At 51.3% G+C, this 12,829-nt stretch carries 5 protein-coding genes; 1 reads left to right on the top strand and 4 read right to left on the bottom strand.

Going from position 1 to position 12,829, the window contains the following annotated elements; translation table 11 throughout:
* The first annotated feature begins 720 nt into the window (after positions 1-720).
* Entirely contained in the window at positions 721-1,194 is a 474-nt protein-coding gene (locus PQG83_RS20480; protein ID WP_312745105.1) for a response regulator, read from the top strand.
* A 97-nt stretch (positions 1,195-1,291) separates the two neighbouring features.
* On the opposite strand, the gene PQG83_RS20475 is transcribed toward PQG83_RS20480, so the two are convergent.
* From PQG83_RS20475 to PQG83_RS20460, 4 genes are read right to left on the bottom strand one after another with little or no spacing between them, the layout of a single operon-like run.
* Positions 1,292-2,590, bottom strand: a complete 1,299-nt coding sequence (locus PQG83_RS20475) for an HlyD family type I secretion periplasmic adaptor subunit (RefSeq protein ID WP_312745102.1) — start codon at positions 2,588-2,590, stop codon at positions 1,292-1,294.
* 5 nt (positions 2,591-2,595) lie between these two features.
* Positions 2,596-4,332, bottom strand: coding sequence for a type I secretion system permease/ATPase (locus tag PQG83_RS20470; RefSeq protein WP_312745100.1), 1,737 nt, complete (start codon positions 4,330-4,332; stop codon positions 2,596-2,598).
* 9 nt (positions 4,333-4,341) lie between these two features.
* Positions 4,342-4,995, bottom strand: coding sequence for a calcium-binding protein (locus tag PQG83_RS20465; protein WP_312745098.1), 654 nt, complete (start codon positions 4,993-4,995; stop codon positions 4,342-4,344).
* Positions 4,883-12,829 carry an SPM autocatalytic domain-containing protein gene (locus PQG83_RS20460; RefSeq protein WP_312745096.1) on the bottom strand — a complete coding sequence of 2,649 codons (7,947 nt, stop codon included), beginning with the start codon at positions 12,827-12,829 and terminating at the stop codon, positions 4,883-4,885. The genes PQG83_RS20465 and PQG83_RS20460 overlap by 113 nt, the downstream gene beginning before the upstream one ends.

The following is a 12,829-nucleotide window of genomic DNA, read 5'->3' as shown; positions in this document are numbered from 1 at the left end:
CTAATATAAGAACCGGGCTTTTTGTTTCATGCTCACCACACACTTTTCGTTTCCTTAATCAGCCATTTCCGGGACTGTTGATTATTTCTCTTATTTTTTCCCTTTTCGCAAATATGAGGAGTTCGAGAACCCCTCTATTTCTGGCGTTCGAAATGAGCTTTTCCCGAGCTCCAGCATGCTATCACAGGCTTCCCTTCAGTGAGACGTTTGATGAATATTATTAATTGATGGATTAATCAAACAATCATAAAGTCCATGACCAGTTCTCACCCGTATGTTCCGTTACTTCTGAAGGAAGTCGACTGCGTCCTGTAGGGTTTCACCTGCATGATTTTTAACAAATCTTATACCAAGGCAATTCATAAACATATGAAATTGCTAAACTATTATTAAAAATTTCACCTGGAACATCCCTTGCATTTAATTCCCTTAAATATTCCAAACTCACCATTTTTTGGGGGCGAGTAATTAATTGCCGTTTCATTAACTAGCTCAACGATATGGAGCCCGACGTGGTTTGGATGTCCGTATCATAAAAGTTGAAACATGGCCACACTGGAATTGAGCGCCATTTTATGAGCCTCGGCGGAGGGACTGGTTTCAGGGGAACTACGATTTCGACCGCACCCGAAGTCTGGTCTCCTCATCAGCCACCTTCTCAAAAGTCCCTCCGCCACCTTTTGAGAGAAATCATTTCGACACCAATAATTGTAACGCATCATGAAAATTTTAGGCGTGTATCAGCATTTATCAAAATCCGGCCCTCCCAAGGTACCCATCAAAGACCGAATCCTGTTAGTTGACGATGATCGACATCATCGAACCTGCCTGAAAGAATTTTTAGAGCTTCGGGGGTATGTGTGTTCAGAAGCAGGAAATGGTGTAGAAGGGCTAGAAATTTTGCAGAAAGAGTCGGTCTCCATCATCATTACCGACAACAATATGCCACAGATGGATGGACTTGACTTCATTGAACAAGTCAATCATACATATTCTCAGGAAATTCTCTCCATTTTTCTCATCACTGCCGAATTATCCCACATCGTCCGTCTTCGCGCATTTAAAAACGGAGTCAATCGCGTCTTTGAAAAGCCCCTGGATTTTCAAGAACTCTGTAATGCCGTAGACTGGGTCACGAAATTTGACATCCATCAATCGACGACCAACAAATACTCTTCCGCCAGATACCTCTAAGATTCAGCCCTCTTCCAAAAGACAAATTTTGGTTCTGATGAAGGCTCTCCCAGAGCAGGGCAAGGCGACACTCACCAAATCTAATAACCCTACTCATTCATTCTTTAAACGCATGGGCAATATGATCCGTCATTGGTTTGACGAGATATGAAAGTATGGTCCGTTCTCCGGTTTGAATAAACGCCTCTATCGGCATCCCGGGCACAAGCTTCTTATCTTCCAGTTTGGTAAGTTCCCTGTCACCGATTAGCAGCTGAGCCAGATAGTAATTGGTCCCCGTAACTTCATCGCGAGTCAAATCGGCAGAAATCGTTGTGACGTGTGCCGTCAATTCGGGTGTGGTCCGCTGATTAAACCCCGGCAAACGAATAATGGCGGCCTGCCCCGCCTGAACTTGATCCACATCTGTGGGTTGAAGCTGCGCTTCCACGATGAGCACATCTTCTCGAGGTACAATGAGCATGAGAGTTTCACCTGCACCAACCACACCACCCACTGTATGCACATTCAATTGGTGAATATACCCTGTCCGTGGCGCTCGGATTTCCACACGCCGCAATTTGTCCAAAGCCGCAATTTGTTCTTCATGAAGTTGGGCAATTCTCGCGCGCACCACTTGCAAATCCTCCAGGACAGCGGAACGAAACTCGTCCTCTATCTGAATAATGTGTAGGCGACGTTCACTAATCGTTTCATGGGCTTGGGCGATTTGGGACACCAAGCCACCACGATCACCAACCAGTTCCGCTCGATCGCGTTTGAGTATCGTAACTTCGGTCGCCAGGACCAACCCTTTAAGGAGAAGAGGCTCCAATGCTTCCAACCGCTCATTGATAAGCTGAATACTTTCTGTTTTGGCCGACCGTTGAACAGCCAATCCTCGAATATGATCTTCAAGTTGAGCAATTTGTTCATTAAGTTGGGCTTTTCGCCCCTGAAGGGCCGACCCCCGCGCCTCGCGTAAGGCTCGTTGATCCGAGAGGCTACCGGCAATGGCAGGCTCCTGCTTACCCCTGTCCATCAACTCAGATGAATAGTGCATCTGAGCATGACCATCCCGTTCTGCAATCAATCGCACCTCTTGGGCCTCCAGTTCACCCAGTTCACTCATAATCATGGAAAGATTAGCCTGAACCACGGTATCATCCAACTTAACAACCAAATCGCCAGCTTTGACTAAATCACCCGCCTGAACTCGAATCTCTTTGATAATACCTCCTTCTTGATGCTGAACCCGCTTGGCCTTGGTTTCCACCACTATTATGCCAGGTGCAATAACCGCCCCGCTGATTTCCTCAACCGCCGCCCAACCGCCAACACCTCCAACCAAAATCAGGATCAGCAGCAATCCAACGGCTATATGCCGGTTAAGACTAGTGACAATTTGCCGGTCCATGTCGGTCACAATGCCCCCGCATGCAAGGCGACAGAATCATTCGAGGGGCTCAGGACCTTGGACAACACATCGGCCTTCTTCCCAAAGGCCACCTGCTTTCCCTCTCGCAGATACAAAAGCTGATCAACCGGCTCAATAGCGCTTGGACGATGCGCGACGACAATCACGATGCTTCCCCGAACGCGCATGCTGCGAATGGCTTCTCGAAGTGCGACATCACCTTCCGCATCCAAATTGGAATTAGGCTCATCGAGGACAATGAGAAATGGGCTTCCATACAAGGCACGAGCTAATGCAATCCGTTGGCGTAATCCTGCCGAAAGCCGGTTGCCACCTTCCCCAATTATGGTGTCATACCCTTTGGGCAAAGCTGTCAGGATATCGTGGAGATTAGACGCTCTCGCTGCAATCAGAATATCTTCGGATGCAGGACTCGGATCAAACCGTGAAATATTTTCTGCTACTGTGCCATCAAATAACTCGACATCTTGAGGCAAATAACCTATAGCCTTTCCCAACATACCTCGATCCCACTGATTCAATTCAGCCCCGTCTAACCGCACCGCTCCTTTGATGGGAGGCCAGACACCAACCAACGTGCGAATAAGGCTGGTTTTCCCCGATCCCGATGGTCCAATAATACCTAGCCCATCCCCTGCCTCCAGGTGAAAATTTACGCCCTGCACCAACAGGGACCGTTCAGTGGGAGCCGCAATTGCTACTTGTTGCACATCTAACGACCGCCTAGGGGCGGGTAACTGCATGATAAGTGGATGATGCAGTGGAATCCGTAGCGCATCTGACAAGGCCTTCCCTCCTTGGCGAGCGGCTACAAACCCTCTCCAATGAGCCACCGCTTGTTCCACAGGGGCCAGAGCTCTGGAAGTAATGATAGAAGCGGCGATCATCACTCCAGGGGAGATTTCTTGTTGGATGGCCAGCCAAGCTCCTAGACCAAGTACCCCAGACTGCAAAAGAAATCGAAAGGACTTAATAGTGGTGGAAAAATACGTGGCCCGGTCAATAGCCTGCTCCTGTACCTTCAGATAGTCCGAATTCTGTAAATTCCATCGACGGGTAAACGCTTCTATCATCCCCATGGCGGTTAGCACCTCGGCATTACGGCGTGTCGCATTCACAATAGCATTTCGGCGGGCTACAAAAATGGACACCTCCCGCGCTGGCTGCCGGGAAAGGACTTCATTCAGGCCAATGAGCAGCGAAATGACCAAAGCTCCTGCCAGGGCCAACCAGCCCAGATACACATGAAAGATAAAGATCAGACCCAAATAGACCGGCATCCACGGAATATCAAAAATCGCAGCAGGCCCCGGTCCGGATAAGAACTGCCGAACCGCATCTAAATCCCTTACGGAATCCCGATCTCGAAAGTGATCACCCAACCGCAGAGAGAGAGCAATATTGGCTTCTAAGCTTTGTGAAGATAGACGCGAATCCACCCACGCTGCGACCCGGGCAAGACTCCGAGCCCGGATTCCTTCAAGCAGACCAAAAAAAAGATACAAGCCTGCCACCAAACCCGACAGCACCAAGAGAGTGGGCACACTTCGGCTCGTCAGCACACGATCATAAATTTGAAGCATGAAGAGCGGACCAGTCAACATCAGCATATTAATGACCAAGCTGATGAGACCTACCGACAGAAAAGTCGTCGTGCGGAGAGACAGGGCCTCGGCCACCGGAGATGCTGGCCCAGGCCCTTTCAAAAGGGAGGAATTCATCGTGTGCAATTAGACAAACCGAAAATCATCCTGATGAAGATCGGTCATCACAACATTTGCAAGGGTGATCGAATTATTGGCATCGATGGTGATCACGGCATCCGTCCCATTTTGTGAGAGCGCGGTCAAAATCTCATCAAAGGAATCAAAGGTATCAATTTCAATCCGATCCTCTAAGCCGGCTCCACCGCTGAAATCCGTGATGGTGTCATGGCCCACTGCCAATCCCCGAAAGACAAACGTGTCATTGCCGGCTCCACCGGTCAACACATCAGCCCCTCCCAATCCGGTCAGCAAATCCGAATTGGCGGTGCCGGTCAAGGTCTCTCCATTGGCAGTTCCGGTAATCACCCGGGTCCGAAGACCTACCTCCGTCCAGACCGTGCCGTCGTCAAATACAATTTGTTCAATGGTGTCAAACAAACTGTTGATTTCATTCACGAGGGTAATCTGGTCAGAGGTTCCTTCAAAATTGAGCACAAGAGTTCCAGCTATGCCATTCCCTCCTAAACTGACTTCATCGGGCGTATACCCATGCAACTGGAGCACATCAGTATCCGCTAACCCATTGTCGTCGATCGTATCCTGCCCGTCCCCTCGCGTGAACACATACGTGTCGGACCCATCCAGGCCATAGAGCAGATCGTTGCCCAGGCCGCCCACCACTACTCCCATCGTCAAATTGAATCTGTTCAATCGTATCCTGCAGACTATTCACTTCATTGACTAACGTAATTTTGTCCGCCGTCCCCACAAAGGTCAGGACCACCGTCGCCGTGGCGCCCGACCGGCCCAATAGCACCTCCCCCGGCGTATACCCATACAACCGGAGCACATCAGTATCCGCTAACCCATTGTCGTCGATCGTGTCCTGCCCGTCCCCTCGCGTAAACACGTACATATCCGAGCCATCCAGGCCATAGAGCAGATCGTTGCCTTCGCGCCCGATAAGAACATCGTTGCTCGAAGTCCCATTCAGAGTATTATTGGCCGAGGTGCCAATGATCGCTCCCACAAACACCGTGATGTTGGTTTGCATCGCCTGACGATTCCATTCTTCCCCGTCCGCAAATACGAGGCGTTCCAGACCTTTCTCAGATGAAGTAAACTGTCCCGTCAGGCGTATGACCTGTTGGGTGGCGTTGTCGGTTATCAGAACATCCTCGGCTGTCCGGGCAAACGATACTTGGGTACGGAGCAAATCGCTTAAGTACAATGTGTCTATCACTCCGCCCTGCACTCCCGTATCCAAAAATTGATCTTGGCCATGACCGCTGACGTAATAATATGTATCACCGCCTTCTTTCCCATCCACGATATCGTCCCCGGCACTTGAGAGAAAGACATCCGCCTCGGCTGTTCCGACGAGATTATCCGACCCACTGGTGCCCGGATATACGGAGTTTTGTTGTATTTGGGTTCGATCCCAAACTTCTCCATTTGTAAATTCGAGTTGTTCAATCCCGGTTCCTTGTGAAGAAAAATGATTCACGACTTTGAGGGTATCGGAACCTGCTAACAACACAATCCTGAGATCATTTCCTTCACGTTCCAACCGAACGTCAATAGGAAGTAGGTCTACCAACTCTATACGATCCTGGTCCCCTGACAGGCCTACGTCCTGGATGGTGTCGCTCCCATATCCGACGCCAAAACGATAGGTATCACTTCCTCCAAGACCCTGGAGCACATCATTCCCAACCTGGGCATCGAAGATATCAGCATCGGCCGTTCCTACTAACGTGTCATCCCCATTGGTTCCCATTATAATTGGGCTCTGTCCGGAACCCGTTTCCGCTATTTGTTCCATCGTTTGGGCTGTCACCACCTGACCATCGGAAAAGACAAACCGTTCAATAAGACGGTAGGAAGAATAAAACTGATCTTTAACCGTGAGAGACTCCCCCGTATCCTGGATTTCGAGACGGAGATCATTCCCCACGCGGGTGACCAGCAAATCATTAGGGTTAAGTGTTCCTCCGAATTGAATGGTGTCAGGATCAGTCGAAAAAATATTGGTGTTATCATCCAAAACCACATCATTCCCCGAGCCTCGATCAAACAGATAGGTATCTCCACCGACTCCTCCCTCCAGACGGTCATTCCCCGCACCGCCATCCAGGATATCCGCCGTGAAAAACCCATAGATGGTGTCATCACCATTCGTGCGTTCTCCCTCCAGCACCTTGGCCCGTAATTGATTGGCGGTCCACACCGTCGCGTCAGCGAAACGAACCTCTTCAATTTGGTATGGCGGTTGCCCCAGGGTAAAGTAGGTATTTTGTTGCTCAAGGGTGAGGGTGTCGCCCGTGTCATTAATGATCAATCGTACATCGCTCACGCCAGCCCCCCGCTCGACACGAACATGGGAAGGCGCGAGATCCGCTGCGAACTCCACCACATCAAGGTTGCCTCCAATGTCGTACACCACATCGTGACCGTAGCCCCGCCCAAACACATAGGTATCGCTGCCCAACTGCCCTTCCAGGCGGTCATTTCCGGTCCCACCGTCCAGCCGATCATCCCATTTAAATCCTAAGACCACATCATCTCCGCTGGTCTGAGCCTCATCAATCAACCGCAGCATAATGTCTTCATTCGTGAGCAGGATATCCGGTCCTTCAAAATAAAATTCTTCGATACGGTTGAAATTCAGATTGATAACGGGATGTTCATCGAACATCTTTGCAAGAGTCAGGACGGAGGCATCCGCTAAGTGCACCTCCAGATCAACACCCGAACGCACCAGAGTTATATCATCGGGGGTAAGTGCTCCGATAAATTCGATCCGATCATTGTCCCCGCTCAGAATATTGTCGTGCGCGTCCTCAACCGTATCCTGTGCGTAACCAAGGCCAAAACGATACGTATCGCTTTCATTTCCTCCGGAGAGGAAATCGTTACCTGCGCCTCCATCCAGTACATCTTCCCGATCAAACCCATATATGATGTCATCACCCTCCGTACTTGCTTGTTCCAACACCTTGAGAATCACATCGTCGGCGGTCAGCGTGACCAGTTGCCCGTCCACCTGAAACTCGAAGCGTTCGATGCGCTCCATCCATTGAGTGCCAAAGGGCCCGGTATAGGTTGCCGTAAATTGTTGCTCAATGGTGAGGGTGTCGGTCGGGGAGACACCAATGACCAAATCATCGCTATTTCCGGTTCGGCCAAACGTCACCTCATTCAATTGGACACCTGACCCAAACCTCACCGTGTCGGTCTGACCGGAATTGATTCGCGTCATATTTTCGTGAATCGTGTCATGCCCATAGCCCACGTTGAACACGTAGGTATCATTTTCATTCCCGCCGGAAAGAAAATCATTTCCCGCACCACCATCCAACACATCTTCATAGGAAAATCCATAGATCGTATCGTCCCCGGTCGTCGCTTGCCGGGCCACTACCTGTTCCAATATTTCATACCACTGAAGGAACGTACCATCGGCAAATACCACATGTTCAATGCGGTTAAACCACTGCGTGCCGAAGGGACCGGTATAGGTGGCTTCGGCGAATTCCTGCATGGTGATCGTCTCACCCGTGTCATCAATCGTCACCACAATGTCCGTCGAATCGCCCACGCGGGAAAACGACACATCATCCCGGGTGACCCCTTGGCCGAATACCAAAAAGTCCGGATCATCCACCAACACATAGGTCAACTCATCAATGACGAGATCGTGACCATACCCTCGATTAAAGAAATACACATCGCCGCCGTCCCCACCCGATAAGACATCGTTGCCGCCACCCCCATCGAGAACATCCGCTTCCCAGGTCCCCGTTATCGTTTGATCGGCGGCTAATGGTCGCGAGACCGCTTCAGCAATATCAAAGGACCGCCACACCGTCCCGTCCGCAAACACAATCTCGTTAATGCCGCGGTCAGGATTCACATTGCCGCCAAACAGATGCGGTTTCTCCCCGATAAACTGCTCCAGGATCCGGAGTTCATTCGTTGTATTATTCACGGTGATCACGAGGTCGATGCCGTCGCGGGTAAACGTCAAATCCTCGGGATTGTAATGAGCAAATCGAAGAACATCTTCGGAATTTTCCGTGAGAGGAGCTTCATAGTCATCAATCACGTCATGCCCGAAATTCCGGCCGACCACATAGATATCATGTCCGGCCTCCCCTTTGAGCACCTGACCTCCGGTTTCTAAGTAGAAAATATTGGTTCCCGAATTTCCGACCACTTCTCCATTCCCCACAAAGAGCAACTCTTCAGGCACGCCGAGAGAAATCGCAGCGGTTTTCACATCGACCGTCAACCCGACATTTTCGTAGGCCGCGACGATATTGGTGAAGAGAAAGGACTGGGTGTTTTGCAAATGGGTGCCGCCGAACCGTTGAAAATTTTCAAACACCACGTCGAAAATTTCATTCCATGCCGAAAGCCAATCCTGGTCTCCCTGCGCGGAGCCAGGCGCCCCGGCGAACACCGCCTCGAACATGGGCACCAAATCCCGGTTGGTCGTGGCTTGAAGGGCATCGGCTTCCACGTCATATTCCACCGATGCAAAATAGGATTGAAGAGGTCCCTGGGCCGCCAATCGCACGGCCAAGGCATCCAGACGCGATACCAGGAGATCCAAAATACCTTCAAACGCGGAAATGGCTGCCTGGTTGCCGGGTTCGACCTGATTTATAGGAATCTCTTCCCCCATAAACCGTTCCAAGAATGCGATCTGCTTGCCTTGAATGATTTCCCATCCGCCCTCCTCGCCGGGAAAGAATGCCAGAATATCGCCAAGGGTCGGTTCGGGAATGGCCACACCATTCTCATCGCGAACGACCTTTCCACTAGCCAAATACCAGTCCCCGGACAGGCTCTGAACAGCAAAATCCACGATGTCGGTACCCTCAACGGTCCGATTCACAAAGGCATGGACATCGGGTTTAACCGGCGGCACTGGCATATTCACATCGACCTGCACATCCGCCCATGCTTCCAGGACCGGCATGGCCCGTTCACGGAGTGTGGCAAGATCCACGATGTTGAGCGTCGGTAATACCGTTTCCAAGGTGGACTGCAGGGCCCCGGTGGCATCCAGAGTCATGGCCACCTGCAGGTCAACGAGAGTCCCGTGCCCTTTCAGATTGGGAAGGTGCGCCACCGACGGATCAACGGTCGTATCCCCCAGCCACACCGAGTCATAATTGTTCAGACGAAACTTCACATCGGCCATTTGCCCTGTGGTTCCATCAACCCGTGAAAAGCTGCCCGTTTCAGCCACCAGGTTGGTGGTATTCTCCACCCCGCTGGGTGTGGCGGCCAAAGAGAGCGAAGCAATGCCCAGGTCGCTGAGGGTGGAGAGTTCGCCCGCATCCACTTCCGCATCCTGATCCAGATCCTGCCAGACGCGCAGACTGGAAAAGATCGCGTCTTTGGCATCGATCACCCCATCGGCATTGGCATCGTGAGCAGCCAGTTCGGCAAATCCGGAGGTGGTCGGAGAGCCGAACAATTCTCCAATATCATCAATCTGTCCATTGCCATTCAGGTCATAGACCAGGAGCCCATCATCCGGGCGCACCCAACCGGTTTGTTCGGCAAAGCCGTCGCCATCCAAATCGAACACCGGGGAGAGGTTTGTCCGGGCCGTCAGCTCCAGTCCATCTCCATCTAAATCCAATACCAACGGGTCCACCCCGGCAAAATAGGAGGTCCCTAACAACGCCTTGAACATATATCCGAACACCAGCTCGTAAAATTCATAGAGCCCCTTGCCGGTATCGTTATTGATCAGAAGAATGGCTTCCGCCTCATATTCGAAGACCATAATGCCGGCGGATCGCTCACTGTGAGCCACAAAGGGACTCACCTCGGCATTGGCTACATAGGTCGCTCCCCAGCTAAACAAGTTGCCTATCACGTTTTCGATAACCAGTTCGCCGTCGCCATTCATGCCATAGCGAAAAAAAGACGCGCCATACGCCCAGGGATTTTCCGAGTCCGAGTAGCGAAAGCCGCCATGCAGATCAAAGGCGCCAAAGGCCGAGATCCGATCCTCCCCTTTGGCATCTTCGATGCGCGTGTTGCGGGAAAAATAAAAGGTATCAGCACCATTCCCACCCGTCATCTGTGCTCCCGTGGTGTTCGAAAATAGGCGATCATTGCCCTCACCACCAAAGAGTTGATTGCCTTGCCCGCCCAGGGAAATAATGAAGTCATCATCCGATCCACCATCTAACGTCGCGTTGGACGCTCCGATGGCCACCACTACATCGTTGCCCGCTCCCCCATCGATTTTTTTTCCATTTGGCCCGACCACTAATCCATCATCACCCCCGTTGCCGTAAATGGTATGCAACCCGGTAATATAGGCATAGGCACTCTCGAAAAATGAACTCTTGTCTCCACTGGCCCCTTCTCCGACCTGCCCGGTGCTGTCCGTATCTTTCACAATTTCAAAATTGGTAAACGACACATTGCCTGCCTGCCCTGCCCCATTGCTCAAGCGAGGAATCTGTAGAGTCCCCGAAAACGCCGTAAAATCTAAGGTGTCTTCCCCGGCCCCGCCATCAATCTCCAATTTGCCCGTGGACAGCGCATAACTGGAGGCCTGCAGGACGCTATTGCCCCCATTGACGATCACCGTATCGCCAACTGCGGTGCCCACAATCTTTTCAATAGAATATAAATAATCGATGTTTCCATACCCGTCATTCTCCACCCACACGGGATGCTTGCCCTCAATCGCCGCCCCAGAACCTAAATCCAAGCGCACGGTGATCCCACCCGGGGTCGGTGCCCCTCTATCTCCTTCCGAATAATCCGCCGTGTCGGTGCCGTCCGCGGGAAAGATCGTCATATTTTCCCCACCATGCAACACATCGTTGCCGCTGCCGCCAAAGAGGGTGTCGTCACCTTCGCCTCCCAGCAAAATATCTTTCCCCTCCCGTCCATAAAGACGATCGTTGCCATCACGACCTAACAGCATATTATTATCTTTGTTGCCTTTCACCCGATCATCGGTTCCCAATCCGACGAACAAACTGGTGGTGTTTGCATGGGAGGTTTCTGCATTCGCCTCCGGCTCACTCAGCTCTACATCTAGCGCTCCTGTCCCGAGAGCAAAATCAATCCGATTGATGACGGAAGAATCGTTTGTCTCGGCATTCCCGTACAGTCGCTGCATGCTGGCCAACAACACCCCCGCCCCCGGGTCATAGGTAAAAAAGGGATAGAGTATGGACTGGATGCCAATCACCTCAACCGGCTCGTTCGCGCTCGCTTCACCAAGATTCCAGAGGTCCTTAGTCAGGTCCGCCATCAGTAACCGATCGCTTTCATATTTGGTTAAGAACCCTTTCTCTGGATTCTTGTCCCCGTGTTGCGAATACTCTACCTTCTGCCAGGCCATCTGCCCGGCAAACTGAACAATCGCCTGGGACAACCCTGTTATAGCATTGGGTAGACTGACCGGAGCATTTCCTTCTGTGACCAATTTCCCCAACCCATTGGCGTCATCCAAGAGTGCGCGAATACCCGTGTTGCCAAAGACCAGGGTTCCCTCATCCAACGCCGAATAGCCAATGGCATCTCGCATGACATCGCCAGAATCATCCTCCTCTCCATTTGGTACCACATGTGCGGCGTCTCCAATCGTGTTATCAAACAATCCATCAAAGAGGGGATCAATAATGGAGCTGAACGCCAGTTGGTCAGGATCAGCGCCGCTCAACACCCACTGGTCTCTTACGTACTGCACGATTACATTTAATGAGGCGCTATGGGCATCAAAAATGCCTACCGTAATCCCGATATTGGGCAACAATCCATCCAGAATCGGCGTGGAGGGCGTTGCGGCGGATCTCGACAGTTCAGCCACCGATCCAGCCAAATGAACGCCTATGAAATTTTGAAGCTGCTCACTTACGTCCGGAAGATTGGTCAGCGGAATTCCCATGGCATTCAATTGTGCCTCAGCAAAAGACACCGTGTTGAACGTGCCCATGTTGGGAAGGGTAATCATATCGGAGCTGGCCTCAGACGTATCTTTGACCAATAGATATCGATCCAGGAGCGCTTTAAAGTTTTGAACGGCCGGAAAAAAATCGATAGGATCGACCGCCAAACTGAAGTGACCGTAGATAGAACCCATCATCCCCGCCAATGCGCCGCCCAACGAATGTCCGGTGAAGGAGATGGTGGAGGGGGACACAGTCGCCGCCACTGCCTGATAGAACTGGGACGCGAGATGAACCTCGGCTTCATCAAAATCATCATTGGCTGCAATAGGGTAATCAACAAGAGGGAGTTCCAACACTTCATCCGTGCCTCGATATGAAATGACGGTTTCACCATTCCACTTATATGCCACCGCGTAGAAGCCGGCTTCTTGAGAGCCCGCCGGAAGTAGTTCGTCACTTCCTATTGTTGCTGTGCCAATATTGCTGCCGCTGAGTAAAATGCCTGGATTGTACCCTCGATTATAGGAATCCATGGCGAGAATGGCGTACATGAGTTCGGAAGATATGGCCAT

The sequence above is a fragment of the Candidatus Nitrospira neomarina genome (assembly GCF_032051675.1).
Lineage (GTDB): Bacteria > Nitrospirota > Nitrospiria > Nitrospirales > UBA8639 > Nitrospira_E > Nitrospira_E neomarina.
This window is presented reverse-complemented; position numbering and strand designations above follow the sequence as displayed.